This window comes from Methylobacillus pratensis (genome assembly GCF_054072455.1).
Map to the genome: position 1 here is coordinate 48124 of NZ_JBSUSR010000004.1, position 25473 is coordinate 73596.

Annotated in this window: 26 protein-coding genes; 14 read left to right on the plus strand and 12 right to left on the minus strand. The window is 60.1% G+C overall.

Annotation, left to right across the window (positions count from 1 at the left end):
* Nucleotides 1-22 precede the first annotated feature (22 nt).
* Both ACW4YW_RS09710 and ACW4YW_RS09715 read left to right on the plus strand, forming a co-directional pair.
* Nucleotides 23-1777 carry a M61 family metallopeptidase gene (locus tag ACW4YW_RS09710; RefSeq protein ID WP_457137355.1) on the plus strand — a complete coding sequence of 585 codons (1755 nt, stop codon included), beginning with the start codon at nucleotides 23-25 and terminating at the stop codon, nucleotides 1775-1777.
* 46 nt (nucleotides 1778-1823) lie between these two features.
* Nucleotides 1824-3761: an FTR1 family protein gene (locus ACW4YW_RS09715; RefSeq protein ID WP_457137356.1), complete on the plus strand. Its 1938-nt coding sequence runs from the start codon at nucleotides 1824-1826 to the stop codon at nucleotides 3759-3761.
* Between the two features lie 96 nt (nucleotides 3762-3857).
* Here ACW4YW_RS09715 and ACW4YW_RS09720 read toward each other — a convergent pair whose 3' ends face one another.
* The 7 genes from ACW4YW_RS09720 to ACW4YW_RS09750 all read right to left on the minus strand — a co-directional run bounded on the left by ACW4YW_RS09720 (nucleotide 3858) and on the right by ACW4YW_RS09750 (nucleotide 10285).
* On the minus strand, nucleotides 3858-4238 hold the full coding sequence (locus tag ACW4YW_RS09720; protein ID WP_407993808.1) for a VOC family protein: 381 nt from the start codon (nucleotides 4236-4238) through the stop codon (nucleotides 3858-3860).
* A 53-nt stretch (nucleotides 4239-4291) separates the two neighbouring features.
* Complete coding sequence (locus ACW4YW_RS09725) at nucleotides 4292-4630, minus strand: P-II family nitrogen regulator (RefSeq protein WP_309566749.1); 339 nt, start codon at nucleotides 4628-4630, stop codon at nucleotides 4292-4294.
* 36 nt (nucleotides 4631-4666) lie between these two features.
* Nucleotides 4667-6274: an NAD+ synthase gene (locus ACW4YW_RS09730; protein WP_457137357.1), complete on the minus strand. Its 1608-nt coding sequence runs from the start codon at nucleotides 6272-6274 to the stop codon at nucleotides 4667-4669.
* 65 nt (nucleotides 6275-6339) lie between these two features.
* A complete protein-coding gene (locus ACW4YW_RS09735; RefSeq protein WP_457137358.1) occupies nucleotides 6340-7290 on the minus strand; it encodes an ankyrin repeat domain-containing protein in 951 nt (316 codons plus the stop codon).
* 49 nt (nucleotides 7291-7339) lie between these two features.
* Nucleotides 7340-8218 (minus strand): succinate--CoA ligase subunit alpha, encoded by an 879-nt coding sequence (gene sucD, locus ACW4YW_RS09740; RefSeq protein WP_407993811.1) that lies wholly within the window; start codon nucleotides 8216-8218, stop codon nucleotides 7340-7342.
* Nucleotides 8219-8220: 2 nt separating this feature from the next.
* Nucleotides 8221-9384: an ADP-forming succinate--CoA ligase subunit beta gene (gene sucC, locus ACW4YW_RS09745; protein WP_457137567.1), complete on the minus strand. Its 1164-nt coding sequence runs from the start codon at nucleotides 9382-9384 to the stop codon at nucleotides 8221-8223.
* A 247-nt stretch (nucleotides 9385-9631) separates the two neighbouring features.
* On the minus strand, nucleotides 9632-10285 hold the full coding sequence (locus ACW4YW_RS09750; protein WP_457137359.1) for a DVUA0089 family protein: 654 nt from the start codon (nucleotides 10283-10285) through the stop codon (nucleotides 9632-9634).
* A 244-nt stretch (nucleotides 10286-10529) separates the two neighbouring features.
* On the opposite strand from ACW4YW_RS09750, the gene serB reads away from it, so the two are divergent.
* Both serB and ACW4YW_RS09760 read left to right on the plus strand, forming a co-directional pair.
* A complete protein-coding gene (gene serB / locus ACW4YW_RS09755; RefSeq protein WP_457137360.1) occupies nucleotides 10530-11405 on the plus strand; it encodes a phosphoserine phosphatase SerB in 876 nt (291 codons plus the stop codon).
* A gap of 12 nt (nucleotides 11406-11417) precedes the next feature.
* On the plus strand, nucleotides 11418-11975 hold the full coding sequence (locus ACW4YW_RS09760; protein ID WP_457137361.1) for a peptidylprolyl isomerase: 558 nt from the start codon (nucleotides 11418-11420) through the stop codon (nucleotides 11973-11975).
* Between the two features lie 44 nt (nucleotides 11976-12019).
* On the opposite strand, the gene ACW4YW_RS09765 is transcribed toward ACW4YW_RS09760, so the two are convergent.
* From ACW4YW_RS09765 to fabA, 3 genes are all read right to left on the minus strand, one after another.
* Nucleotides 12020-13468 carry an aminotransferase-like domain-containing protein gene (locus tag ACW4YW_RS09765; protein WP_457137362.1) on the minus strand — a complete coding sequence of 483 codons (1449 nt, stop codon included), beginning with the start codon at nucleotides 13466-13468 and terminating at the stop codon, nucleotides 12020-12022.
* Nucleotides 13469-13537: 69 nt separating this feature from the next.
* Nucleotides 13538-14761 carry a beta-ketoacyl-ACP synthase I gene (gene fabB, locus ACW4YW_RS09770; RefSeq protein ID WP_457137363.1) on the minus strand — a complete coding sequence of 408 codons (1224 nt, stop codon included), beginning with the start codon at nucleotides 14759-14761 and terminating at the stop codon, nucleotides 13538-13540.
* Nucleotides 14762-14822: 61 nt separating this feature from the next.
* Complete coding sequence (fabA, locus tag ACW4YW_RS09775) at nucleotides 14823-15338, minus strand: 3-hydroxyacyl-[acyl-carrier-protein] dehydratase FabA (RefSeq protein ID WP_309566741.1); 516 nt, start codon at nucleotides 15336-15338, stop codon at nucleotides 14823-14825.
* A 249-nt stretch (nucleotides 15339-15587) separates the two neighbouring features.
* Between fabA and ACW4YW_RS09780 the strand changes: the two genes are divergently transcribed.
* The 9 genes from ACW4YW_RS09780 to ACW4YW_RS09820 all read left to right on the plus strand — a co-directional run bounded on the left by ACW4YW_RS09780 (nucleotide 15588) and on the right by ACW4YW_RS09820 (nucleotide 23063).
* The gene (locus ACW4YW_RS09780; protein ID WP_457137364.1) at nucleotides 15588-16604 is read left to right on the plus strand and encodes an AAA family ATPase; all 1017 of its coding nucleotides are present in this window, start codon (nucleotides 15588-15590) and stop codon (nucleotides 16602-16604) included.
* Between the two features lie 5 nt (nucleotides 16605-16609).
* Nucleotides 16610-17470, plus strand: a complete 861-nt coding sequence (locus ACW4YW_RS09785) for a DUF58 domain-containing protein (RefSeq protein ID WP_457137365.1) — start codon at nucleotides 16610-16612, stop codon at nucleotides 17468-17470.
* Between the two features lie 2 nt (nucleotides 17471-17472).
* On the plus strand, nucleotides 17473-18438 hold the full coding sequence (locus tag ACW4YW_RS09790; protein ID WP_457137366.1) for a hypothetical protein: 966 nt from the start codon (nucleotides 17473-17475) through the stop codon (nucleotides 18436-18438).
* A complete protein-coding gene (locus ACW4YW_RS09795) occupies nucleotides 18439-19419 on the plus strand; it encodes a vWA domain-containing protein (RefSeq protein WP_457137367.1) in 981 nt (326 codons plus the stop codon).
* Entirely contained in the window at nucleotides 19410-19946 is a 537-nt protein-coding gene (locus tag ACW4YW_RS09800; RefSeq protein WP_407996944.1) for a tetratricopeptide repeat protein, read from the plus strand. The genes ACW4YW_RS09795 and ACW4YW_RS09800 overlap by 10 nt, the downstream gene beginning before the upstream one ends.
* Nucleotides 19947-19953: 7 nt before the next feature.
* Complete coding sequence (locus ACW4YW_RS09805) at nucleotides 19954-20928, plus strand: vWA domain-containing protein (RefSeq protein WP_457137368.1); 975 nt, start codon at nucleotides 19954-19956, stop codon at nucleotides 20926-20928.
* 265 nt (nucleotides 20929-21193) lie between these two features.
* Nucleotides 21194-22189, plus strand: a complete 996-nt coding sequence (locus ACW4YW_RS09810; protein ID WP_457137369.1) for a DnaJ C-terminal domain-containing protein — start codon at nucleotides 21194-21196, stop codon at nucleotides 22187-22189.
* A 22-nt stretch (nucleotides 22190-22211) separates the two neighbouring features.
* Nucleotides 22212-22529 carry a MerR family transcriptional regulator gene (locus tag ACW4YW_RS09815; RefSeq protein WP_457137370.1) on the plus strand — a complete coding sequence of 106 codons (318 nt, stop codon included), beginning with the start codon at nucleotides 22212-22214 and terminating at the stop codon, nucleotides 22527-22529.
* A 159-nt stretch (nucleotides 22530-22688) separates the two neighbouring features.
* Nucleotides 22689-23063, plus strand: a complete 375-nt coding sequence (locus ACW4YW_RS09820) for a hypothetical protein (protein ID WP_457137371.1) — start codon at nucleotides 22689-22691, stop codon at nucleotides 23061-23063.
* 65 nt (nucleotides 23064-23128) lie between these two features.
* On the opposite strand, the gene ACW4YW_RS09825 is transcribed toward ACW4YW_RS09820, so the two are convergent.
* Both ACW4YW_RS09825 and ACW4YW_RS09830 read right to left on the minus strand, forming a co-directional pair.
* Nucleotides 23129-23824 (minus strand): DUF2490 domain-containing protein, encoded by a 696-nt coding sequence (locus tag ACW4YW_RS09825; protein ID WP_457137372.1) that lies wholly within the window; start codon nucleotides 23822-23824, stop codon nucleotides 23129-23131.
* A gap of 69 nt (nucleotides 23825-23893) precedes the next feature.
* Nucleotides 23894-24379 carry a protein YgfX gene (locus tag ACW4YW_RS09830; RefSeq protein ID WP_457137373.1) on the minus strand — a complete coding sequence of 162 codons (486 nt, stop codon included), beginning with the start codon at nucleotides 24377-24379 and terminating at the stop codon, nucleotides 23894-23896.
* A gap of 14 nt (nucleotides 24380-24393) precedes the next feature.
* Here ACW4YW_RS09830 and ygfZ point away from each other — a divergent pair, with 14 nt between their 5' ends.
* On the plus strand, nucleotides 24394-25398 hold the full coding sequence (gene ygfZ, locus ACW4YW_RS09835; RefSeq protein ID WP_457137374.1) for a CAF17-like 4Fe-4S cluster assembly/insertion protein YgfZ: 1005 nt from the start codon (nucleotides 24394-24396) through the stop codon (nucleotides 25396-25398).
* Nucleotides 25399-25473 lie beyond the last annotated feature (75 nt).

The window sequence follows — 25473 nt, forward strand, 5'->3', positions numbered from 1 at the left end:
GACCTGATAGAGCCGACCGTCAATGAAGCCACACAATATCCACTATGACGTGCGTTTCGATACGCCGCAAAGCCATTTGTTCGAGCTGGAATGCCGCATCGCCAACCCGGCTGCCGAAGGACAGCGCCTGTCGTTGCCGGCCTGGCTGCCCGGCAGCTACCTGGTCAGGGATTTCGCGCGCCACATCGTCAGTATCAGCGCCAGCAGCGATGGGCAAGAAGTCGAGCTGCGCAAGGTCGACAAAAGCACCTGGGTCGCGGCGCCCTGCAAGCGTCCGCTCGTCGTCAGCTACCAAGTGTACGCCTACGACCTCTCTGTGCGCACCGCCTACCTCGACCACACCCGCGCCTACTTCAACGGCAGCAGCCTGTTCCTGCAAGTAGCAGGCCAGGAGCAGGAGCGCTGCAGCGTCGAGATCCACCACCCAGGCAAGGCCTATGCAGGCTGGACCATCGCCACCACGCTGCCGGCCCGCAAAACCAGCTCGAACGGCTTTGGCCGCTACGAGGCGAGCGACTACCAGGCCTTGATCGACTACCCGGTCGAGATCGGCACCTTGGCCATTGCAGAGTTCAAGGCCATGGGCGTGCCGCACCGCCTGGTCGTCTCGGGCAGGCACGAAGCGGACCTCAAAACCATCAGCCGCGACCTGAAGAAAATTTGCGAGCACCATATCCGCTTTTTCGGCGAAGCCCCGTTCAAGCGCTACGACTTCCTGCTTTATGCCGCGGCCGACAACCAGTACGGCGGGCTCGAACACAGCGACTCCACCAGCCTGATCTGCCCGCGCAGCTGGCTGCCGGTGAAGCATGAACAGCACGACCAGCTGCAATACCAGGACTTTCTCGGCCTGTGCAGCCATGAGTATTTCCATGCCTGGCACGTCAAGCGTATCCGCCCCAGCGCCTTTGCCAGCCTGGACCTGAGCCGCGAGGCCTACACGCGCCTGCTATGGGTGTTCGAGGGTTTCACCGCCTATTACGACACCCTGGCGCTGGTGCGTAGCGGCCTCATGAGCGAGCAGGAATACCTTGCCGCGTTGAGCAAGGATCTCACGCGCTACCTGCGCACGCCGGGGCGCCAAGTGCAAGCGCTGGAGGAGTCCAGCTTCGACACCTGGATCAAGCTCTACAAGCCGGATGAAAACACGCCCAACAGCCAGATCAGCTATTACCTCAAGGGCTCGCTGGTCGCCTTGGCGATAGACCTCAGCCTGCGGCTCAAAGGGCGCTCGCTCGACGACGTCATACTGGCGCTATGGGACAACTACAAGCGCGGCGTACTCGTGGATGAAGGCAGCATGCAGGACTTGGTCAGGGAAACCTGCGGCGACAGGCTCGCCTCGCTGTTCCGCGATTGCGTGCAAGGCTGCGGGGACCCGCCGCTGGAAAAGCTGTTGTCGAAATTCGGCATCCGCTTCATCGCGCCCAAAGCCAGCGACGCTGACCTGGCACGCCAATGGCTGGGCCTGCAGCTCGCGAACGACGACACCCGCATCAGCCATGTCTTCAGCGGCAGCGCGGCTGAACAGGCAGGCCTGGCGGCAGGCGACGTGCTCGTCGCGCAAGACAACCTGAAGGCCAGCGCCAAAGGGCTCAAGCAGCAGCTCAAGCGCGGGCGCAACCAAATCGGCCTGCATTTCTTCCGCCGCGACGAACTCATGACGACCGTCATCAAGCCGCGCGACCATGCGCTGGCCGACGCTACGCTCGCACTGGACGACAAACGCAAACCGGCACAGGACCAATTGCGGCAGGACTGGCTTGCCATAAGTTGATAAAATACTAGATTCCCCGCACTTGCATTACACAAGGTTAGAACCCATGACATCCATTGCCCTGTCCCGCCTGCTGCCCTCCTTGCCTGCGCTTGTGATCGGCGGCTTGATCTGGCTGGCTGGCCAGCATCCTGCCTTCGCCGTCACCAACGAAGAAAAAGCGCAGACTGCGGTGCATATGCTGGATTACGTCAGCGTGGACTACCCCGAGTTCGTGCAGGGCGGAGAAGTGCTCAATCCCGAGGAATATGAAGAGCAGCTCGAGTTCGCCACCCAGTCCGCCAACCTGATCGCGGAACTGCCTGCCGTTACCCAGCAGGCGGAATTGCTCAAGCAGGCGGCAAAGCTGCGCGAGCAGATCCTGGCAAAAGCGGAAGGCGAAGCCGTATCTGCAACCGCCAACAACCTGCGTCTTGCCGTGATCCAGGCGTACAAGATCACCGTCGCGCCCAAGGACATTCCCGACCTCAACCGCGGCGCGCAATTGTTCGGTGAAACCTGCGCCTCCTGCCACGGCGCCACCGGCCACGGGGATGGCCCGCTGGCAAAGGGGCTGGAACCGGAGCCCAGCAATTTCCACGACCAGGACCGCATGCGCATGCGCAGCATCTACGGCCTGTACAACACCATCACCCTGGGCGTGAACGGCACCCCGATGCAATCCTATGCACAATTGCCCGAGGCCGACCGCTGGAGCCTGGCGTTCTATGTGAGCACCTTGCGCGCCACCGACGAGCAGAAGGCCGCTGGCGAGCAATCATGGCAACAGGGTCGCGGCAAGGCGGAACTGGGCAGCCTGAAGCAATTGGTGATGCAGGCCCCTGCCGAGCTTGAGCAGGCCGGCCTCAGCGACGTGCAAACCTACCTCGCCGCACAGCCTTCCGCATTGCAGGCGGTTGCCGGCAACCCGCTCAATATTTCACGCAGCAAGCTGGAGGCCGCGCTGGCAGCTTACCGAGAAAAGGACTATGCCAATGCGCGCCAGCATGCCATCAGCGCCTACCTCGAAGGTTTCGAGTTGGTGGAAAACAGCCTGGACAACATCGACAAGCCGCTCCGCCTTGAGATCGAGCGCCACATGATGGACCTGCGCAGCGCCATTGCGCGCAATGCCAGCGCTGATGAAGTCGAAGCGCAAATCGACCAGATCAACGACCTGCTGGACGAAGCCGATGAAAGGCTGGGATCAGGCAGCCTGACCGGCGTGACCGCATTCGTCAGTTCGCTATTGATCCTGTTGCGCGAAGGGTTGGAAGTCATCCTCATTCTCGCCGCATTGAGCGCCTTCATCAGCAAGACCGGCAGGCGTGATGCCCTGCCCTACTTCCACCTCGGCTGGATCTTCGCAGTCGTGCTGGGAGGCGTCACCTGGTTCGTCGCCAGCTACCTGCTCACCATTTCCGGCGCGGGTCGCGAGATGACAGAGGGCGTCACCGCCCTGGTTGCCGCCGCCATGCTGCTGTACGTGGGCTACTGGCTGCACAGCAAGTCGCACGCCCACGCCTGGCAGCAATTCATCAGCCACCACGTAACCGCCGCACTCAACAAGCGCACCTGGTGGGCCATTGCCGGGGTTTCGTTCCTCGCGGTGTATCGTGAACTGTTCGAGGTTATCCTGTTCTACCAGGCGCTGTGGGCGCAGGCAGGAGCGGAAGGCCAGGGCGCAGTGGTCGGCGGCATCGTAGCGGCCGCCGTCCTGCTGGCGATCATCTCATGGGCGATCCTCAAATTCAGCGTCCGCCTGCCGCTGGGCAAGTTCTTTGCCGCCACGGCAGGCCTGCTGGCCTTGCTGGCCGTCGTGTTTGCAGGCAATGGCATCGCAGCGTTGCAGGAGGCGGGCGTCATTGCCGCAGACCGCATCCACTTCTTCAGCCTGCCGCTGCTGGGCATACATCCCACCATCCAGACGCTTACCGCGCAAGGCATAGTGCTGGCGCTCATCGTCGCCGGCACGCTGCTCAGCCGGCAGCAGGAAAAACATTAAACGCAAAAAAAAGCCTGGCATCGTGCCAGGCTTTTTTGTCTGCTTGACAGGATCAGCCAGTTGCTCCCGGACTGATCGACGCAATGAACAGCGCGATCAATCCATCTTCACGGCGGAGAACTCGAGCGCATTGCCGTCAGGGTCGCGGCAGAACAAGGCCGCCCGCCCGGACATGCTCATGGAATACTCCACGCCGGCCTCGTCCAATGCCTGCTTGATCTCCATCACGTCGTCCACGGCAAAGGCCACGTGATAGTCCCGTCCTCCGTGGGCGGGAAGCTCGGCATCTGCATAGGGGTCGGGCACGACCATCAGGTGCAGCTGGTTGATGCCGATATCGTACCAAGCGCCGTCAAAGCTCAATGGCGGGCGCTTGTCGCTCGGCACCAAGCCGAGCAAGCCCTCGTAGAAAGCGCGCGAACGCTCCATGTCGGACACGATGATGCCGGTATGCAGCATCTGCTTGATCTTGATCACAGCTCACCCTCCATTCAAGGCAAACATTTGGGTAAAACGAACGCGTAGGCTAATTAGATGGCAGCCTCGTCAGTCTCGCCGGTACGGATACGGATGATCTGCTCCACGGGCGTGACAAAAATCTTGCCGTCGCCGATCTTACCGGTACGCGCGGCCTTGATGATGGACTCCACAGCCGCATCGACGATATCATCGGTCACTACCAGCTCGACCTTGATCTTGGGCAGGAAATCCACCACGTATTCTGCGCCGCGGTAAAGCTCGGTATGGCCTTTCTGCCGGCCAAACCCCTTCACTTCGGTCACGGTCAGCCCGTTCGCCCCGATCTCGGACAGCGCCTCGCGCACCTCGTCTAGCTTGAATGGCTTGATCACTGCTTCAATTTTCTTCATCTCTTATCCCTTCTCCTGTTTGCTTTCCGCTTGAAGCTATCCATTGAACGCAAACTTGTTGGTCAATGGGTAGCGCCTGTCCTTGCCAAACCCGCGTTTCGTCACACGAACTCCAATAGGAGCTTGACGCCGCTTGTACTCGTTACGGTCGATCAACCGGGTGACCCGGAGCACATCCTGCTCACGGTAACCCAGGGCCAATATCTCTTCCCAGCTATAGTCGTGCTCGACGTAAGCCTCCATGATACCGTCCAGCACGGCATAATCCGGCAAGCTGTCCTGATCGGTCTGCCCATGGCGCAATTCCGCTGACGGCGGCCTCACGATGATACGCTCGGGAATCACCGGGCTGATCATATTCCGGTATTTGGCCAGCTGGTAGACCAAGGTCTTGGAAACGTCCTTGAGCAAGGCAAAACCGCCCGCCATATCCCCATACAATGTCGAATATCCTACCGCAGTCTCGCTCTTGTTGCCGGTGGTCACGACGATGCTGCCGAACTTATTGGAAATCGCCATCAGCAAGGTGCCACGAATGCGCGCCTGCAGGTTTTCCTCCGCAGTATCGAACGGCTTGTCGGCAAACTCCGGCGCCAAGGCAGCACAGAACGATTCGAATACGGGGCCGATCGCAATCTCGCTATAGCGCACGCCGAGCCCTCCCGCCATCGCACGGGCATCCTCCATGCTGATGGAAGCCGTGAACTCCGAAGGCATCATCACCGCCTGCACCTTGTCGGCACCCAGCACATCCACGGCAATCGCCAGCGTCAGCGCGGAATCGATGCCTCCCGACAAGCCAAGCAGCACGCCGGGAAAATTGTTCTTGACGACGTAATCCCGGAACCCCAGGCTCAGCGCCTGGTAAACCGCCGGTTCCAGCTCGGGCACAGGGTGAACCTCCGCCAGCTCGGGCGCCCCATCGCTGAAGGACACGATGCCCAATGCCTCCTCAAATGACGGCAGTTGCTGCGTCAATGTGCCTTCATCGTTCATCACGAACGACGCGCCGTCGAATACCAGCTCATCCTGGCCGCCGACCAGGTTGACATAGACCACGGGCAACCCGGTTTCCTTGATGCGGTCGCGCACCACGGCATGGCGTTCCTGTTGCTTGCCGATATGATACGGCGAGGCATTCAGCACCAGCAGCAAGTCCGCACCCGCATCTCGCGCGCGTCGGGCGGGCTCAGGCGCCCAGACATCGGCACAGATCACGATGCCGAGCTTGTGGCCCAGGTGGTCGATCACCAGGGCTTCGCTGCCTTCGCTGAAATAGCGCACCTCGTCGAACACGCTGTCGTTGGGCAGCAGCTCCTTATGATAGGTAAGGCGGACCTTGCCGCCCTCCAGCACCGAGGCAGCGTTATAGCGATTGCCAAGATGCTTGCGCGGATGCCCGACCACCACGGTCAATGCAACGGGCAACTCCTGCGCCAAGGCATGCAGCGCACGCTCGCATGCCTGGTTGAAGTCGTCCCGCAATAACAGGTCCTCAGGAGAATAGCCCGACAACGCCAATTCGGGACAGAGCAGCAAAGTCGCCCCGGCCGCTTCGGCACGCCGGGCCTGTTCGACGATCTTGGCGGCGTTGCCAGCCAAGTCGCCGGCCGTGGCGTTGAGTTGCGCAATCGCGATCTTCATGTCACGCCTGCGACTTGCGAGAGGCGGCATCCGCGATATTGCTGCATCTGACATAGCGCTGCACTTTAGTAGCTACCACCTGCATCCTTGATCAACTGCACGATTTCGGGTTTCTTGCCCTTCAGGGCATAGACCAGCGCGGTCAGGCCGTACTGGTCCTTGGCCTTCACGTCGGCGCCGCTGGCCAGCAGCAGCTTGACCAGCTCGACATTGCCTTCGCTCACTGCATATTGGAGGATGGGCGTGCCTTCGGAATCCCTGTGGTTGACGTTGGCACCCTTCTCGATCAGCACCTTGGCCGTTGCCTCCTGAGACTTCTTGACAGCCCAGCCCAGCGCGGTCCACTTGGTCTTGTCCTGGGCATCCACCTTGGCGCCCTTGTCGAGCAGCAATGTAGTCGCCTCTGCATTCCCCTCGCGCGCGGCATACATGAGCGCGGTGAGGCCGAAACGGTCGCGTGCGGCAATGTCGGCGCCTTGGGCCAGCAAGGTCTTGATGGTGTCGATATCGCCGTTTCTTGCGGCATACATGAGAATGCTCTTGCCGTCGTCGCTCTTGCTGCTAGGGTCGATGCCGCGTTCCACCAACAGGCCCACCATTTCGCTGTAGCCGGAAGTCGCCGCCATGCCCAATGCGCTCCAGCCGGATTCGTCGCGCACCTTGGCATCCGCGCCGTGCTCGAGCAATACCTTGGCGGTGGCGACAAAATTCTTCTTGGCCGCGAACATCAGCGCCGTCCAGCCGCCCGCATCCTTGGCGTTCACGTCCGCCCCCTTTTCCAGCAAGGCGCGCGCGACATCCGCCTTGTCCTTGCGCGCCGCGTACATCAGGGCGGTGATGCCTTCCGCATCCTTGGTGTTGGGGTTGACCCCGCTGTTCAGCAATGACTTGACAGTGGCGAGATCGCCCTTGGACGACACGGTCAGGAGGTAAGGCACCTGGTCCTGCGCAACGGCGGGCGCTGCCGCCCCCAGCAACATGCTGCAGAGCACCACTGCAGTTAAACGACGCAACATAGAGATTTCCATGGCTGATAAATTGAACCCAAATTGCCTACCCGATAGCTTATTGCTTGGCCTTGATCGCAGCCTGGACCGCTTCGCCCAGCCCCGCCGGCGAACTAGCCACCACGACCCCCGCTTGCTCCAATGCCCTGATCTTGTCCTCGGCCTTGCCGCTGCCGCCGGAAATGATCGCGCCGGCATGCCCCATGCGCTTGCCCGCTGGCGCCGTCTGGCCGGCGATGTAGCCCGCCACCGGCTTGCTCACGTATTGCTTGATGTATTCCGCCGCGGCCTCTTCATCGCTGCCCCCGATCTCGCCCACCATGATAATGGCCTCGGTTTCCGGATCGGCCTCGAACAGCTCGAGGCAGTCGACGAAGTCCATGCCGCGGATCGGGTCGCCGCCGATGCCGACGCAAGTGGATTGCCCCAGGCCCAGCGCCGTCGTCTGGTGCACGGCTTCATAGGTCAAGGTGCCGGAGCGCGACACGATGCCGACCTTGCCGCGCAGGTGGATGCTGCCGGGCATGATGCCGATCTTGCATTCGTCCGGCGTGATCACGCCAGGACAGTTGGGGCCGACCAGCCTGGCGCCGTTGGCCTGGAGTGCCGCCTTGACGTTGAGCATGTCCAACACCGGGATACCCTCGGTAATGCAGACGATCAGCTCGATGCCCGCATCGCAGGCCTCGAGGATGGAATCCGCGGCGAATGCGGGAGGTACGTAGATCACCGAGGCATTGGCCCCCGTCTCGCCCACTGCGGCGCGCATGGTATTGAAAACGGGCAGATCGAGATGGCGTTGACCGCCCTTACCGGGGGTGACGCCGCCCACCATCTGGGTGCCGTAGGCCAGCGCCTGCTCGGAATGGAATGTGCCCTGCTTGCCGGTAAAGCCCTGGCAGAGGACCTTGGTATGCTTGTTGACCAGTATTGCCATCGTTACACCTTCACTGCTGCTACTGCCTGCTGCGCGGCATCGGTGAGACCTGCGGCAGAAATTATGGATAAGCCGCTCTCGCTCAGCATCTTGCGGCCGAGCTCGACATTGGTGCCTTCCAGGCGGACCACCACGGGAATCTCGATGCCCACTTCCTTGACTGCGGTGATGATGCCTTCGGCAATGATGTCGCAACGCATGATACCGCCGAAAATATTGACGAGAATGGCCTTGACGTTGGGGTCGGCAAGAATGATCTTAAACGCTCGCGCCACCGTGGTCGCGGTAGCGCCGCCGCCGACGTCAAGGAAGTTGGCGGGCGCGCCGCCGTGCAGCTTGATCAGGTCCATGGTCGCCATGGCCAGGCCGGCGCCGTTCACCATACAGCCGATATTGCCGTTCAATGCAATATAGTTGAGCCCGGCGTTATGCGCCTCGGCCTCCTTGGCGTCGTCCTGGCTCCAGTCGCGCTGCTCCGCGAGTTCGCGGCGGCGGTAGAGCGCATTGTCATCGACGCTCATCTTGCAATCCAGCGCCACTAGGGCGCCTTCCGCGGTAACGATCAGCGGGTTGATCTCGAGCAAGGCTAGGTCGTTTTCCTTGAATAGGCGGTACAGCCCCTTGGCCAGCCGCGTGAACGCCGCAATCTGGTCGCCGGCCAGACCCAGGGCAAAGGCGATATTGCGCGCCTGGTAATCCACCAGCCCGTTCAGCGGGTCGCAGACCTCCTGCAGGATTTTTTCCGGGCTGTCCTTGGCGATTTCCTCGATTTCCATACCGCCCGCAGCCGAAGCCACCAGCACGACACGCTCCAGCGAACGGTCCACGAGCATGGATACATAAAGCTCACGGGCGATCGGCAGGGTTTCCTCGACCAGCACCTTTTCCACGGGCTGGCCATCCGGAGCGTTCTGGTAGGTGACCAAGCGCTTGCCAAGCAGGCTGACGGCGATATCCTGCACCTCGTCCAGATTGCGCACCAGCTTGACGCCGCCGGCCTTGCCGCGGCCGCCGGCATGCACCTGGGCCTTGACCACCCAGGCGTCGCCTTCCAGGGCTCGTGCGGCTTCCACCGCTGCCTGTGCCGTTTCCGCCACCTGGCTGCGCGGCACGTTCACGCCGTAACGCTGCAGCAGCGCCTTGGCCTGATACTCATGCAAATTCATGTTTTTACTTTTGTGATGGACTAATAGCGTATTTTCGCGCAAATCCCCGTATTGCGCCAGCATGGCGGCAATGGCGGGCAATGACGGTATGCGCCGCCACCTGCGCACAATCGGCATATGCCGGGCGGACTCCCTGTTTAATGTCCGGTAGGTAATTTCATGTCAGCACCAATGACAAGGTCGTAAGGAAAGCGGCAAATAAAAAGCCCTGCCATATGGCAGGGCCTGCAATCGACCGCAGTAAGATTTAGACTAAGCCAGTTTTCCGGCGGCGTGCGACCGCACCCACCACCAACAGGCCGGCCAGCAGCATGCCATAGGTTTCTGGCTCGGGCACTGCCGGCGGATTGGCCACCGCGACATTGGCATTCAGGATGTCGAATGCCCAGTGCGAGTCGCGCTGGTCTCCGCTGACGTCGTAGAAGCCGTTGCGGAAGTCGGCATATCCGGCGCCGTCGTAACGGAAGCCATCGGCAATATTATTGCCCGCCGCAAAGTTGTCGTATTGCTGGATGGAGACGATGTACTCGCCCGGCGTCAGCTCGGCACTGAGGTAGGTGTCCCAAGCGTTGCCGGTAACCGCGTCGTTCGCCACAAGGCTGGAGCCGCCGTCGTCATTGGTGTTGACCAACTGGCCGGTTGCGGCATCGAACAGCGCCAGGATGGGATCGAAGCCGCCTCGGGCAATGGTTTGCCCGGCAGCATTGACGCCGCCGGCATAAGACCAGGTACGCAAGGTGACGAATGACGCCTCGGTAATGGTGAAATTGAAGGTTTGCACTTCGTTATCGGCAGAGAAATTGCCGGTGAATGAAAAATCTTCCGCGTTCGCATTGAAAGCCGAAAAAGCGAGCGCTGAAATTGTCATGGCGGTAGCAGCACGTTTCAACTGTTGCAGCATGATCATCCTTTCTTTTAATTAGTTTGCCAGGGGGGATCACTTCCATATTTTTCATGTGCATATAGAAGTAGGTTGTTAGCTTAAGAATATCTATCCAGCTTGTCCATGATCCGAATTGGCTAATGGCGGCTTATATGTCTGCCGTCGGCGGCATGCCGGCAGGCTATTCAACATACAGCTGCAACACGCTTGCCGCTATGTATAATAATGGCTTAATTTGACTAACCCCAAGCGGTTCATACACATGCGTCTCGTCATCCAGGGCCCTGCAGTCAGCTTCCAGCAACTCGCCCATATCCACCAGCTTACCAGCGCCAGCCAGCACCAGCAGTTCATCCAGACCGGCGAGCATGCCTATAGCCTGCCCAACCAACACGCCATTCCGCAGGAATTGCGCGCGTTCTGCCTGGAGCAGGCGCTCGACCTTGCCCTGGTGGACGACAGGCACACGCTGAACAACCTGGGCCTGGCAGTGATGGACATGGACTCCACCCTGATCACCATAGAATGCATAGACGAGATTGCCGACATGCAGGGCCTCAAGCCCCAAGTCGCGGCGATTACGGAGAGCGCGATGCGCGGCGAGATCGAGTTTGCCGAAAGCCTGCGCCGCCGCGTGGCGCTGTTGCAGGGGCTGGACGCCTCGGCTTTGCAGCGCGTGATCGACGAGCGCCTGCAATTGACGCCGGGCGCGCAAGCCTGGATCGCGGCGTGCAAGCAGCACGGCATCAAGACCATGCTGGTGTCGGGCGGCTTCGATTTCTTTGCCGACCGGGTCAAAGCCATGCTGGATCTGGACGTCGCCAAGGCCAACTCGCTGGAGATCGTCGATGGCAAGATGACCGGCCGCTTGCTCGGCCATATTGTCGACGCCCAGGCCAAAGCCGACTATCTGGAGCGCTTCCGCCAGGAGCTAGGCCTGCGGCCCGACCAGGTGGTCGCCATCGGCGACGGCGCCAATGACCTCAAGATGATGTCTGCCGCCGGATGCGGCGTGGCCTATCATGCAAAACCCGTTGTGCAGCAGCAAGCCACCTACGCGCTCAACCACGTCGACCTGGAAGGCCTGGTGTATTTGTTTGCCCCGCTGTCCGTATCTTCAGCCCCAACCTGTCATTGAGGAAATTGTTCTATGCTGTCCAAACTCCTGCATTTGCCAACACTCCTAGCCCTGCTATTGGGAACCATGCCGGCCATGGCCGAGCCGCTTGCCGAAATCCAGACCAGCGAGGGCCTGATCGTCGTCGACCTCAATAGCGAAAAAGCCCCCAACACCGTGGCCAACTTTATCCGCTATGCCAAGGAAGGCCATTACGCAGGCACGATATTCCACCGCGTGATCGCAGGCTTCATGATCCAGGGCGGCGGGCTGGATGCCAATTTCGAGCCCAAGCCTACGCATCCGCCGATCAGGAACGAGGCGGACAACGGCCTGACCAATGCCACCGGCACGATCGCCATGGCGCGCACCGGGGATCCCCACTCGGCTTCCGACCAGTTCTTCATCAACGTAGCCAGCAACGCCTCGCTCAATTTCAGTGAACGCTCCGAGACGGGATGGGGCTATACCGTGTTCGGCCGCGTGATCAAGGGAATGGATGTGGTGCAGCGTATCGCAATCATGCCCACGGACGGCGGCGACGCGCCATTCCAGAACATCGTGATCCAGTCCGTCACGATCAAGGAGTAAAGCTTGTCAGAGCCGGACCGGTATAGCAGCCAGGCGGCTTTGCATTACCTTCCGCCTGCATTGTTGGCCGTATTAGGTTCATCCAGCCTACTCATCAGGCTTCCCAATATCCTGAACGCCCGCTCGATCTCCGCATCCACCGGCTTGCTGTAATTGATGCGGATGCAATTGCAGCATTGACGCCGGGCAGAGAAGATCGGGCCGGGCGCAATGCTCACCCCCTGCTCCAGCGCACGCTGGAACAATAGCAAGGCGTCCACTTCATCCGGCAAGGCCACCCAGAGGAAATACCCGCCATGGGGGCGCGTCACCTGCGCCTCAGCGGGGAAGTGCTGTGCGATCAAGTGCAAATACTGGTATTGCTGCAACTCGAACTTGGTACGCAGCTTGCGCAAGTGACGGTCATAACCGCCATGCTGCAGGAAATCCGCTATCGCCGCCTGGGCGATCGTGCTGGTGGATAAGGAAGTGATCACCTTGAGCCGCTCCACTTCGCGCTCGAAGCGGCTTGGCAGCAACGCCCAGCCAATGCGATAGCCGGGCGCCAGCGTCTTGGAGAACGAGCTGCAATGCATGACATAGCCTTCCTTGTCATACGCCTTGGCGGGCCTGTGCTCCTGCATGCCGAAATAGAGCTCGCCGTATACGTCGTCCTCGATCAAGGGAATGCGGTGCCGCGTCAACAGCTCGACCAGCGCCTGCTTGCGCTCCGCAGGCATGGAAACCCCCATGGGGTTCTGGAAGCTGGTCATGCTCCAGCAAGCGCGTATCGGGCACTTTTCCAGCATTTTTTCCAGGTACTCGAGGTCCATGCCCAATACCGGGTCTACCGGGATTTCCACCGCTTTCAACTGCAGGCGCTCCAATGCCTGCAAGCAGCCGTAAAAAGCCGGCGACTCGATGGCGACGAGGTCGCCGGGCTTGGTGACAGCCTCGAGGCACAGATTCAATGCCTCGAAGGCGCCATTGGTGATCAGGATGCTATCGACATCCGCCTCTATGCCCTGCATGAGATAGCGGCGCGCAATCTGCCGGCGCAGGTCGCGGTTGCCGGGCGGCAATGACTCGACGATGGCGGCCGGGCCCATGTCGCGCGTGGCATACGCCAATGAGCGGGACAGGCGCTCCAGCGGGAACAATCCCGGCCAGGGGAAAGCCGACCCGAGCGGCACCGTGTCTGGGTCCTTGATCGAGCTAAGGATGGAAAACACCATGTCGGAAATGCTGACAGCGGTACTTTCATGCTCGGGCGCGGGTATGGTCTTGGAAGCCAGCTGCTTGATGGCATGGTTGCTGACGTAATAGCCCGATTTGGGTTGGGCGCGGATCAGACCCAGGTTTTCCAGCTCGTAATAGGCGCGGAAGACGGTGGCCGGGCTCAGCTTGTGATTGAGGCAGGCCTGGCGTACAGAAGGCAGCTTCTCGCCTGGAGCGAGCACGCCGGAGCGAATGGCGGTCGCGATGTCGTGCACCAGCTTCTCATAGCGTTTCATACCTACAGCCCTTGATACAAACCCCAGACTCCAACATGACAACGGGGCCATCGGCCCCGTTCAATCAGATCAAGCAAGCTGCCTGCGCGAAAACGTCAGGGTGGCATTGGTACCGCCGAAACCGAAGCTGTTCGACACCGCGGTCTGGATATTGGCGTTGTCGATGCGCTCGCGCACGATGTTCAGCCCTTCGGCTGCCGGGTCGAGATGGTCGATATTGGCCGACGCCGCAATGAAGTTATTCTCCATCATCAGCAGGGTGTAGATCGCCTCATTGACGCCCGCAGCGCCAAGCGCATGGCCGGACAGCGACTTGGTGGAAGCAATCGCGACATCGCTGCCGCCGAACACGGCGCGGATCGCTTCCAGTTCCTTCACGTCGCCCACCGGCGTACTGGTGCCGTGGGTATTGATGTAATCCACCGGGCCTTCGACGCCTTGCAAGGCCAGGCGCATGCAACGCTCGGCGCCCTCGCCGCTCGGCGCCACCATGTCGTAGCCATCGGAAGTCGCGCCGTAACCGACGATTTCTGCATAGATCTTCGCGCCGCGCGCCTTGGCATGCTCGTAGTCCTCGACCACCACGATGCCGCCACCGCCGGAAATCACGAAGCCGTCGCGGTCGACGTCATACGTGCGAGATGCTTTCTCCGGCGTCGCGTTGTACTTGCTGGACAATGCGCCCATGGCATCGAACATGAAGGACAGCGTCCAGTGCTCCTCCTCGCCTCCGCCGGCAAACACGATATCCTGCTTGCCGAGCTGGATCTGCTCCACGGCTGCGCCGATACAGTGGGCGCTGGTCGCACAGGCGGAACTGATGCCATAGTTGATGCCCTTGATCTCGGCACCCGTCGCTAGGCATGCGGACACCCCGCTCGCCATGGCCTTGGTCACCATGTAAGGGCCGACGCGGCGCACGCCCTTGGCACGCAAGGTATCCACGCCGGACAGGATGTTCTCGTGCGAGGCGCCGCCCTGGCCCACGATCAGGCCGGTGCGGATATTGGACACCAGTTCGGGCGGCAGGCCGGCATCGGCAATCGCTTCCTGCATGGCCAGCCAGGCATAGGCATGCCCCTTGCCCATGAAGCGCATGAGCTTGCGGTCGATCAAGGCTTCCAGCTCGAGGTTCTCGATCGAGCCGGCGACGTGCGAGCGCAGCCCCTGATCAACATATTCCTGTTGAAAACGGATACCGGAACGGCCTGCCTTCAGGCTGTCCAGGACTTCAGATTTGTTGTTACCGAGACTGGAAATGATGCCCATCCCGGTGACGACGACACGACGCATTGCGTGTTCTCCCACATTAATTCAATCAATAGCGATAGGCTGTTTCAGCAGAATGTATCTGCTAGAAATTGTCGGTGCGTGTGAACAGGCCGACTCGCAAGTCGTTGGCTGCATAAATCTCGCGACCGTCAATTTCCATGTGGGCATCGGCGATGCCCATGACCAGCTTGCGCATAATCACGCGCTTGAGGTCAATACGATAAGTAATCAGTTTACCAGTAGGCAGCACCTGGCCGGTAAACTTCACTTCGCCCGCGCCCAGTGCGCGGCCGCGGCCCTTGCCACCCATCCAGCCGAGGTAGAAACCTACCAATTGCCACATGGCATCCAGGCCCAGACAGCCCGGCATCACCGGGTCGCCCTCGAAATGGCAGTTGAAGAACCAGAGGTCGGGCCTGACATCCAGCTCCGCGATAATCTGCCCGTTACCATATTGACCGCCATCCTCAGTAATGGAGACGATCCGGTCAAACATCAACATCGGCGGCAATGGCAATTGCGCATTGCCTTCCCCGAACATTTCGCCACGACCACAGGAAAGCAATTCTTCAAAGGTGAAACTATTCTGTTTTTGCATTTAATTATTCTGTACTGATAATCCCGTTATTTTCGCCTGAAATGCTTTTTAACAAAAGCCCTAAGCTGTGAAAGTATTAATAAATCTCCGCAAATCCAGTCTAGATTCCACCGGCTTGCCGTGTATGACGGCACAAAACGGCAAGCCCGCGCCAAAACTATACCGATCTGTTTACACCATGAATTAAAAACCCTACCATACGGGAAATTTTCCCCATTAACCATTCAACCTAGTACTGGAATCCACCACATGAGTGACCGTCAATTGGCCGACTGGCGTGCGCAGGCATTGCAATTGGAAAACAACGTCAATCAGGTCGTGGTCGGCCAGGCCAATGCGATACGCCTGATCACCACCGCCATCTTTGCCCGCGGCCACGTACTGCTCGAGGGCGATGTCGGCGTCGGCAAGACGACATTGCTGCGCGCCTTCACGCGAGGCATCGGCGGCGGCTACCAGCGTATCGAGGGCACCATAGACTTGATGCCCAACGACCTGGTGTACCACACTTACCTCGGCGATGACGGGCGCCCGCACGTGAGCCCGGGCCCGCTGCTGTCGCACGGCACCAACCTGTCGGTGTTTTTCTTCAACGAAATCAACCGCGCCCGCCCGCAGGTGCACTCGCTGCTGTTGCGCGTAATGGCGGAACGCACATTGTCCGCCTTCAACCGCGAGCACCATTTCCCCCACATGCTGGTGTTCGCCGACCGCAACCAGGTGGAAAAAGAAGAGACGTTCGAGATCCCCTCCGCCGCGCGCGACCGCTTCATGATGGAAATCCCCATTACCGTCCCGGCCGACATCGACATCATGGAGGCATTGATTTTCGAGACGCGCTTCCACGACGTCGATGCCCTGGTAGACCAGGTGAATCCGGACATCCTGCAGTTCGACGGGCTCAACCAGATCGCATCGCTGATCCAGTCCAGCGTGCAGGCCAGCCCGGCCCTGCGCCGCTATACGCTCGATTTATGGCTGGCGACCCGCAGCCCGACCGATTACGGCCTCCAGGTGGAAGGCGTGGACATCAAGCGCCTGGTGGTGGCCGGCGCCAGTCCGCGCGGGATTGCCATGATGATGCGCGCTGCGCGCGTCAACGCCTGGCTCAATGGCCGCGAGGCGGTATTGCCCGAAGACATTCATGCCGTGTTCCACGAAACCATCGCGCACCGCCTGGTCTTCAACCCGATTTATGAAATGCGCCGCACCGAGATTGCACGCGAACTGCTCAGCCAGGCCATTCACACCATCAGCGCCACCTGAACGCCATGAACGAGCTAGCCAAGGAGTTCAGCTACCAGATCGGCTGGCGTTCCCGCGGCCGCCATCCTGGCCGCCATGCCAGCGCGCAACGCGGACTGGGCATGGACTTCGTCGGGCATGCGCCCCTGATCTCCTATCCAGACCCGCGCCGTATCGATTTGCGCCTCAGCCTGCGCGACCCGATGGAGCAGGTCTATGTGCGCATCTACAACCAGCGCAGCGCGGTACCCGTGTTCGTCGCCTGCGACCTGTCCGGCTCCATGGGGTTTTCCGGCCATTTCAACAAGCTCAGGATTGCCGCGGAAATCACCGCCTCCGCCGCACAGTCGGCCTCGCGCGTCAACGACCCGTTCGGCTTCATCGGCTTCGACGAGGAGGTCAACGACGCCTGGGTGATCCCTGCCAGCACGCGGGTACAGGCGGCCTACTTGCTGGCTGAGTCCTTGAAAGACTACCGTCCTCCCCATGTCGGCGGCGCAGGTATCCTGCACGTCAGCCGCTACCTGCCGCGCGAACGCGCGCTGGTCCTGCTGGTCTCGGACTTCCACATGCCGCTGGAAGCGCTCGAGGAGGCGCTGGTTTCCATGCAGCGGCACCATATCGTGCCGATCGTACTGTGGGATGCCGCCGAATACAGCGCCATCCCCGAATTCGGGCTGACGCATGTCACCGACAGCGAGACCGGCGAGAAGCGCACGCTGATGTTGCGCAAATCCACCCACGCCCGCATCCAAGCGGCATTTGCAGAACGCCATGCCGCACTCAACGCATTGTTCATGCGCTTTGACGTCCCGCCCTTCTTTATCGAGCAAGGCTTCGACGCAGACGCCTTGACGGAATACTTCTACCAGTTTGTGACGGCATGAACATGATCGCACTCCACAGATTCAACACCTTCCTCTTGCTGGCCGTCATGCTGGCAATCATCCCGGCCCAAGCAGCTGAGGCTCCAGCGGCTGAAACTACTGCCGCAAAGGCCGACGACCCGCCTGTCGAGATCATCGACAAAAACCCGGTACGCGAAGTGGGATACCACGTGGGCGACGTCCTCAGTCGCACCATCACGCTCAAGGTCAACGACCAGTACAAGCTGCTGCCGACCTCGCTGCCCATTCCCGGCAACCAGAAACGCTACCGCAACAAGGAACAAGGCATCGAGCTCTACGCCAGCAAGCTCAGCGAGTCGCATGAGAACGGCCAGAACATCTACACGCTGGAACTCAGCTACCAGGTATTCACCTCCAGCATCGTCGCCAAGCCGGCGGCGCTGCCGCCCGAGTTCGTGAAGTTCACCGGCAACGGCAAGCTGTTCCAGGTGCGCATCCCAAGCTGGAATTTCCGCATTTCGCCATTGGCCGTCTATGGCTCGGTCAATATCAGTAAGGACATGAGCCCGCTGCGCGGCCCGTTGCTGATCAGCGATCATAGGCAACGGCAGGTTCTTTACGGCGCATTCGTCATCTTCGGCCTGAGCCTGCTCGGGCTGTTGTACATCCTGGGCAACCACGCCTGGCTGCCTCGCATGGGCGGTCCGTTCGCCAAGGCTTATCGCAAACTGAGGCAAACCAGCCATGACGCGAATGGGCTGGAGGCGGCCGTCAACCACCTGCACCAGGCGTTCAAGCAGAGTTGCAGGCAAAGCGTCTTCAGTGCCGAGGAAATCACCCGGATCAAGCCCGACTTCATCCCGCTTACGGACGATATTGCGCGCTTCTTCTTGTTGTCACGCGCGATATTCTTCGACAGCTCCGAGCAGAACGTCCCGGCCGACCCGCATGCATGGCTGCGCCAGTTCGCCCGCCGTTGCCGCGACATCGAGCGGGGGATGAAGTAAGTGAACTTCAACCATGCCTGGCTGCTCATGCTGCTGCCGCTCAGCCTGGTGCCCTTGTTGCTGGACCGCCAGCATAGCCGCAGCTACTCCTGGCTGAGCCTGCTGCCGCGCGACCGCCTCTCGGATTTGCTGGGCATATTGCTGAAAATACTTGCCGCGCTGGCGCTGTGCTTCATGTTGCTGGGCGCCGCCGGGCCGGCGACCGATGCGCAATATATCGAGCGCATTGGCCAGGGCGCGCAACTGGTGCTGGTGATCGACCGCAGCGCGAGCATGGACGAAGCCTTCTCCGGTGCGGAAACCAGCGGCGTCGCCGGGGAATCCAAGGCCGCGGCGGCCGAACGCCTCATTACGCATTTCGTCAATGAGCGCAGCAACGACATGTTCGGCATGGTCACCTTCAGCAACTCCGCGATGCACGCCTTGCCGCTCACGGACAACCGCGAGGCCATATTGGCGGCGATTCGTGCTGCCGGTGGCGCAGCCCTGTTCCAGACCAATATCGGCAGCGGCCTCACCACCGGCCTCGCCCAGTTCGACAAGACCCCCGACTCGGGTTCGCGCGCCATTATCCTGCTCTCAGACGGCGGCGGCCGCATGGGCGCCAACACCCAGCAGAAAATCCGCGACTGGCTGGAGCGCATGAACGTGACGCTGTACTGGATCGTGCTGCGCCAACCGGGCGCCACCAGCATCTTCGATACCAGCTACGTCCCGCCGGAAGACAAGCCGTTGCCGCCCGCGCTCGAGCTCAACGACTTCTTCAAGACCCTGCGCACCGGCTACCAGGCCTACGAGGCCGAAGACCCGAAATCGCTAGCCGCCGCGATCGAGGACATCAACCGCAAGGAAAAGAAACCCATCCGCTACCAGGAAGAAATTCCCGGCCGCGATTTCGCTCCCTATTGCTACCTGCTGGCAGCCGTGCTGTTGTCGTTGCTGCTGCTGGCCAAATTCATCGAGGTCAGAACATGGCACTAAGCGCCAGAAAACTTACCTGGGGATTCGCCCTACTCGCCATCGGCTCTCTCGGCCTGGCCGGATGGCAGGCCTACCAGATCCAGGAAATCCGCGCCTTCAACCAGGCCATCCAGCAAGGCAAATCCCCCAGTACGCGCCAGGACAGCTATGAGGCCAAGTTCGCGGTGGCCTACTGGCAGGCCCGCAACGGGCGCTACCAGGAAGCCACGCAACTGTTCGGGCAACTGCTGGAAAAAGGCGACAGCACGCAAAAATCCGCAGTGCAGTTCAACACCGGCAATATCTTCTTCCTGCGCGGCCTGGCGGTGAACGGGCGGGACATCACGGTGCGAGACGAGACGGAATACCTGCTCAACCAGGCACGCACGGCCTACGAGCAATCCCTGCGTCTCGACCACAGCTTCTGGGATGCGCGCCATAACCTCGACCGCGTGCTCAGCATGCTGCCCTCGACCCCCACGCCGGGATCGGGCGAATCAGACTCGCCCGGCCTCATCATGGGCAACATCCCGGTAGGACTGCCGTAACAAGACCATGCTGCCCGCCCGCCTCAAGCCTTATATGCACCGCGAGACCCTGCTGCCGATGCTGGCGCTGCTGCTGCTATTGACGGCCGCATTCAAGCCCACCATCCCGGTGCCTCACAACATCTACAGCACCATGCTGGTGATCGACATCAGCCAGAGCATGAACACCAAGGGCATGACCTGGCGCGGCGAGGATATTTCACGCCTGGAATACACCAAGCATGTTGCGCACGACCTGGTCGCCAGCATGCCGTGCGGCAGCCGCGTCAGCCTGGCGCTTTTCTCCGGCCTTAGCGTCGCCGCGCTTTACACGCCGATCGAAGTCTGCGAGAACTACGCCGCCATCCAGGACACCATCGCCCGCATAGAATGGCGCCAAGCCTGGTCCGGCAACACCCGCCTGCGCGAAGGCATCGATTCACTGGCGCGCCTGCTGCGCACCATGCCCGAACCCACCCAGGCGATCTTCTTCACCGACGGCGAAGAAGCTCCGCGCCTGCATGCCTTCAACACCCGCGACCTCAGCAACTTCCAGAAAGACGGCGACTGGCTGCTGGTCGGCATAGGCAGCAAGGAGCCGCAACCCATCCCCAAATTCGATGAAAACAACAAGCTTCTGGGTTACTGGTCGGCAGAAAACTTCGTCCTGCAACCCGGCGTCGCACAGATTTCGCAGCAAAACCTGGGCACGCGCGACAAGGGCACGGCTGTCTCCGAGAATGACCGCTACCAGTCCACCCTGGATGAGGAATACTTGATCAAACTCAGCGAGGAAATCGGCGCTGCCTACGTCAACGGCGACCATGTCGAGGATGTCAAAACCGCGGTGCACCGGCTCAAGCCCAGCAGACGCGACTTTGCGCCTATGCATATCGATTGGCTGCTTGCGATTGTCGCTGGGGGATTGGTACTTGCCTCGTATACGCCGCAACGGTTGAGGAGGCTGCTCAAGCGTCTATTGCATCGCAAGGCAGCAAATTAGACGCTAACTCCTCCAGCTGCTTCATACGCCGGATTCATTACGCTGGCAGCAATTGGCTCAGTGCGGGCGCACGATACTACATAGGTGCGGCACCGGGTCAGGCAGCTCCAGCCAATCCGCTCGCCCACTACCTACGTCCATCCCTCGACAAAGATATGCTCGGCCAGTATGCTGCTTTCAACAGCGAAACAACCTTACAGCAAACGAGCACGCAGTCCCGAGACTAGAAAACCATCCACCGCAGCGCACTGAGGCAAGTTTATTTATGGAATTCAAGGACTATTACCAGATTCTCGGCGTGGACAAATCAGCCAGCGCCGACGACATCAAGAAAGCCTACCGTAAGCTGGCGCGCAAATACCACCCCGACGTGAGCAAGGAACCCGATGCCACGGAGCGCATGGCCGAGGTGAACGAGGCCAACACCGTACTATCCGACCCCGAGAAGCGTGCGGCCTATGACACCGTGGGTGCGCAGAACTGGGCTGCAGGCGCCCGCTCGGGTGACGATATCCGGCCGCCCCCAGGCTGGAACGAGGGCTTCGAGTTCTCCGGCGGCGATGGAAATGCCGGGGCTTTCCGCCATGCCTTCCACAGCCAGTTTGGTGAAGACGGCGAGCATAGCGACTTCTTCGAGCAGTTGTTTGGCCGCGCGGGTCGCGCGCGCACCGGCGGCCGCCAAGGCCGAGGCTCTGCCCAGATGCGCGGCGAGGACCGCCATGCCCGCATCGAGCTGGAATTGATTGATGCCTACAGGGGCGCCGAGCGCGGCATCACGCTACGCGGCGTGCAGCTGGACGAGCAAGGCCAGCCTGTACCGGAGGAACGCACCTTGCAAGTCAAGATTCCGAAGGGCGTGAAGGAAGGCCAGCTTATCCGCCTGGCGGGCCAAGGAAGCCCCGGCTTCGGCGGCGGCGCTGAGGGCGACCTGTTCCTGGAAGTGCATTTCCGTCCTGATACACGCTGGCGCATCGAGGGCCGCGACATCACGCAAAAGCTGTGGGTCACGCCCTGGGAGGCTGCACTGGGCGGCGGCGTGCAGGTCACCACGCCTGACGGCGCCACGGTCGAGGTCAATGTGCCCGCCGGCTCGGGCAGCGGACGCAAGCTGCGCCTGAAGGGACGCGGCATTCCTTCGGCCAGCGCCCCAGGCGATTTGTACCTAGAACTGGACATCGCCGTGCCCGGCGCCGTCACTGATGCGCAGAAGGCCGCCTGGAACGCCCTGGCCGCCGCCTACCCCGGCTTTGATCCGCGCTGAACCTTACCTGTGGAGCCATCCCATGACCACCAACACCCCTATCCTCGTACCCGCTGAACTGACAGAACTGCTGGAAGACGCAGCGCTGACGCTGGAACAACTGGCCCGCTGCGTGCGCCAGGCACCCGAATGGGTGCTCACCCATGTCGAAGCCGGCGTACTGCACCCCGCTCACGGCAACGCTGCCGCCGAATGGCGGTTTGCCAGCGCCACCCTGTTGCGTGCCCGCCGTATTGCCGACCTGGAGCACAGCTTCGATGCCGACCCGCAACTGGCCGCGCTCGCTGTCGACCTGATGGAAGAAGTAGCGGCATTGCGCCGGCAATTAGGGCAGTTTTAAATTTCCAATCCGCATAGGACGAAATCACAATAAGCATTGCGCCGCAATGATAGGAACATCTCGCCCAGGTTTATACCGTGCTCTCCAATATGGGATTGACCATTAGTCAATCTCAGCAATGTATTACAATCCAAAATCTTTGGATGCTCAGGAAGTTGTATGAAGTTGATTGCAATCGCCTTGTCTGCCTGGATATTGGTATTTCAATACCAAGCCCATGCAAGCCCGTATGCCGACAAAAAAACATTCGAAGAAGCTGCCAAGCAGGATATGCTGAATGGGCAATCCAACCGTGACAGTATTCAATTCCGCGGGCTGATCGTGACGGAATTCGACGACAGCCTAAATCTCTGTGGCGAGGTGAACCGGCCAGATGAACCCGAATGGGCGCGCTTCATCAAGATTTTCGACAAGGAAGCCGGGCGTTTTGAGTCAGTGTGGATAGAGCCTGCTGATTCTGCATACGAGGTTGAAGAGTTCAAGAAAAACCAGTTCGAGACCTATTGGGATCGCCGATGCTCCGGCATCAGGTAATCACCCATGGAAGGCGGCTTGCTACAAATGGAGCTTTTTCCCAATCATATGTTTACGATCAAACTTTAGAAACTAAACCCCAACGTAGTCGCCAGCACGTGGTTGTCACGATCGAGGGCTTGGGTATGGATAAATTGATTCAGATAGCCCGCCTCGATACTTGAGGACTGGTTGAATTTCCAGTTCAACCCCACAAACAACCGATTCTGATCAAACCCGCGCTCGCTGCTCCATTCGGTTTGATTGAGATTGATAAATAGTTCATCAGAAGCGACCAGGGAAAGATGGGGGACGCTCATGACCGGAGCGCTGGCCTTGACCATCTGCCGCAAGCGATATCCCAGACCATGAAAACCTTCGCGACGGCGTTGCTCGATGCGGGTTCGGTTGGTGAATGTAACAGCGGAGACCGGGTCGAATTGATATTGGAATTGCTGCCACAAGCGGTATTCATGGGCGGGCGACTTGCCAGCGGAGTGTCTGATGATGTTGTCATGCCCTAGCCAGATACTGGTTTTGGAATTGAATTTGTAGAATACGGAAGGCCGTAGATACAGCTGATCCAAATGACTACCTTCATCGCGCCAGCGGGGGTTCGTATCCATGCTCCAGTTAAAGTGCTTTACAGGCAAGGCTCCCTGCATATGGACGTTGAACCAATATGCGCCATCCTCTTCCACTCCCGCATTTGCGACCTGTATCATTATCAGCGGCAAAAACACCGCCAGCCACTCACAGCGTGATAGCGCCATGTTCATCATGCCCATATCCTGACTTCTTCAAAACTGACCTAAAAACATCCTGATGTGATCATCATAAATTGACTTGGTTCATTCGTCGTTGAATCCAGCACCATAAGCATTATCGTACCGCCAACGCAGCCACACGCGCAAACGCCTGAATGCTTCGGCATCCACGGCGTCCGGCAAGATGACGCATGCAACCCGCCCATGTTCCAGCTTGAGGTTGAGCACGGTCAGGCCCGCCATCACCAACGTACTGCCCTGCACTTGGGCGGGATAACGCATGCCGTTGCGCGTGGCGAGCCAGAACTTGCCTGTATGATCCAGCTCGATCATCACGGGCGAGGCCGGGTGCCTGCGCCAGGCGTCGCGCCAGATCTGCCGGGCAAGCGCGGCAGTGATAGCGGCGATGAGGATGGCTTTCAGCCACCATGCCCACGGCAGCAGGATGATGGAAACACCGGCGATGGCACCCATCGACAGGAACAGGAAAGCAAGCCAGCGCGACGGCCCAAGGATCAGGGTCACCGGCTTCACGCTATAATGGTGCGGTGTTTTCTGCAGTTTATTCATTCAGAGGATGATTCATGACTTCATGGCAGCAATTCCTGTCCGAACAAGGCGCGACAGTGCAGGACGGCATCATTCAATTTCCCGGCCAGGCCAAGGCTGACGACAGCATCATCGCCGACTTGTCGCATTATGGCCTGTTGTCGCTGGAGGGTGAAGACGCGGTCACGTTCCTGCAGGGCCAAGTGACCAATGACGTCAAGAAGCTGGATGGCGGCAGCAGCCATTACAGCGGCTATTGCTCGCCCAAGGGACGCTTGCTGGCGCTGTTCCTCGCCTTTGCCCAGGATGGAAAATTGTACCTGCAATTCGATCGCGGCCTACTCGAACCCATCGCCAAGCGGCTGCGCATGTACATATTGCGCTCCAAGGTGGTGGTTGCGGACCGCAGCGACGAAACCGTGCGCATCGGCATTGCGGGCAATGCGGCGGAAGCGGCATTGAAAACCCGTTTCTGCCATATCCCTGAAACCGAATATGCCCAGTTGAGCCAGGACGGCATCACTGTCATCCGTCTGCCCGGCGCGTTGTCGCGTTATGAGCTGGTCAGCCCGGCCGCGCAGGCTGCCGAACTCTGGACCGCATTTAGCCAGCACCTTGTCCCGGCGAACAAGGCCGATTGGGACTGGCGCGAAATCCAGGCAGGCATTCCCGAGATCGTGGCGGCTACCCAAGAAGCGTTCGTGCCGCAGATGGTCAACCTCGACCTGCTGAACGGCATCAACTTCAAGAAAGGCTGCTACACCGGCCAGGAGATCGTCGCGCGCACCCACTACTTGGGCAAGGTCAAGCGCCGCACGCATCTTGCCCATATCGCCGGTGACGCCCAGCCTGCGGCAGGCGAGGAAATCGTTGACGCCAATGGCATTGCCGCAGGCCAAATCGTGCGCAGCGCACGCAACCCCGCTAACGGGCAGGATGTCCTTGCCGAATTACGGCTCGAGAGCGTGGAAGCTGGCGGCTTGAGCTGGCAGGGGCAGGAGCTAGCCCTATTATCCCTGCCTTATGCCTTGGAAAAATAATCCGCTTTCAGGAGCGTGCCAAAGCCATTTCGTCAAAAAGGGATTGCATCAACAAACGATAATAATTATCATTTT

What these genes read in the sequence shown, in the direction of transcription:
- ACW4YW_RS09765 (WP_457137362.1), bottom strand. Translation starts at nt 13,468, where the DNA reads ATGAAACGCTATGAGAAGCTGGTGCACGACATCGCGACCGCCATTCGC.
- sucC (WP_457137567.1), bottom strand. Translation starts at nt 9,384, where the DNA reads ATGAATTTGCATGAGTATCAGGCCAAGGCGCTGCTGCAGCGTTACGGC.
- ygfZ (WP_457137374.1), top strand. Translation starts at nt 24,394, where the DNA reads ATGACTTCATGGCAGCAATTCCTGTCCGAACAAGGCGCGACAGTGCAG.
- fabA (WP_309566741.1), bottom strand. Translation starts at nt 15,338, where the DNA reads ATGCAAAAACAGAATAGTTTCACCTTTGAAGAATTGCTTTCCTGTGGT.
- ACW4YW_RS09830 (WP_457137373.1), bottom strand. Translation starts at nt 24,379, where the DNA reads ATGAATAAACTGCAGAAAACACCGCACCATTATAGCGTGAAGCCGGTG.
- ACW4YW_RS09815 (WP_457137370.1), top strand. Translation starts at nt 22,212, where the DNA reads ATGACCACCAACACCCCTATCCTCGTACCCGCTGAACTGACAGAACTG.
- ACW4YW_RS09725 (WP_309566749.1), bottom strand. Translation starts at nt 4,630, where the DNA reads ATGAAGAAAATTGAAGCAGTGATCAAGCCATTCAAGCTAGACGAGGTG.
- ACW4YW_RS09735 (WP_457137358.1), bottom strand. Translation starts at nt 7,290, where the DNA reads ATGTTGCGTCGTTTAACTGCAGTGGTGCTCTGCAGCATGTTGCTGGGG.
- ACW4YW_RS09790 (WP_457137366.1), top strand. Translation starts at nt 17,473, where the DNA reads ATGATCGCACTCCACAGATTCAACACCTTCCTCTTGCTGGCCGTCATG.
- sucD (WP_407993811.1), bottom strand. Translation starts at nt 8,218, where the DNA reads ATGGCAATACTGGTCAACAAGCATACCAAGGTCCTCTGCCAGGGCTTT.
- ACW4YW_RS09825 (WP_457137372.1), bottom strand. Translation starts at nt 23,824, where the DNA reads ATGATGAACATGGCGCTATCACGCTGTGAGTGGCTGGCGGTGTTTTTG.
- fabB (WP_457137363.1), bottom strand. Translation starts at nt 14,761, where the DNA reads ATGCGTCGTGTCGTCGTCACCGGGATGGGCATCATTTCCAGTCTCGGT.
- ACW4YW_RS09785 (WP_457137365.1), top strand. Translation starts at nt 16,610, where the DNA reads ATGAACGAGCTAGCCAAGGAGTTCAGCTACCAGATCGGCTGGCGTTCC.
- ACW4YW_RS09820 (WP_457137371.1), top strand. Translation starts at nt 22,689, where the DNA reads ATGAAGTTGATTGCAATCGCCTTGTCTGCCTGGATATTGGTATTTCAA.
- ACW4YW_RS09805 (WP_457137368.1), top strand. Translation starts at nt 19,954, where the DNA reads ATGCTGCCCGCCCGCCTCAAGCCTTATATGCACCGCGAGACCCTGCTG.
- ACW4YW_RS09730 (WP_457137357.1), bottom strand. Translation starts at nt 6,274, where the DNA reads ATGAAGATCGCGATTGCGCAACTCAACGCCACGGCCGGCGACTTGGCT.
- ACW4YW_RS09710 (WP_457137355.1), top strand. Translation starts at nt 23, where the DNA reads ATGAAGCCACACAATATCCACTATGACGTGCGTTTCGATACGCCGCAA.
- ACW4YW_RS09760 (WP_457137361.1), top strand. Translation starts at nt 11,418, where the DNA reads ATGCTGTCCAAACTCCTGCATTTGCCAACACTCCTAGCCCTGCTATTG.
- ACW4YW_RS09800 (WP_407996944.1), top strand. Translation starts at nt 19,410, where the DNA reads ATGGCACTAAGCGCCAGAAAACTTACCTGGGGATTCGCCCTACTCGCC.
- ACW4YW_RS09750 (WP_457137359.1), bottom strand. Translation starts at nt 10,285, where the DNA reads ATGCTGCAACAGTTGAAACGTGCTGCTACCGCCATGACAATTTCAGCG.
- ACW4YW_RS09715 (WP_457137356.1), top strand. Translation starts at nt 1,824, where the DNA reads ATGACATCCATTGCCCTGTCCCGCCTGCTGCCCTCCTTGCCTGCGCTT.
- ACW4YW_RS09810 (WP_457137369.1), top strand. Translation starts at nt 21,194, where the DNA reads ATGGAATTCAAGGACTATTACCAGATTCTCGGCGTGGACAAATCAGCC.
- serB (WP_457137360.1), top strand. Translation starts at nt 10,530, where the DNA reads ATGCGTCTCGTCATCCAGGGCCCTGCAGTCAGCTTCCAGCAACTCGCC.
- ACW4YW_RS09780 (WP_457137364.1), top strand. Translation starts at nt 15,588, where the DNA reads ATGAGTGACCGTCAATTGGCCGACTGGCGTGCGCAGGCATTGCAATTG.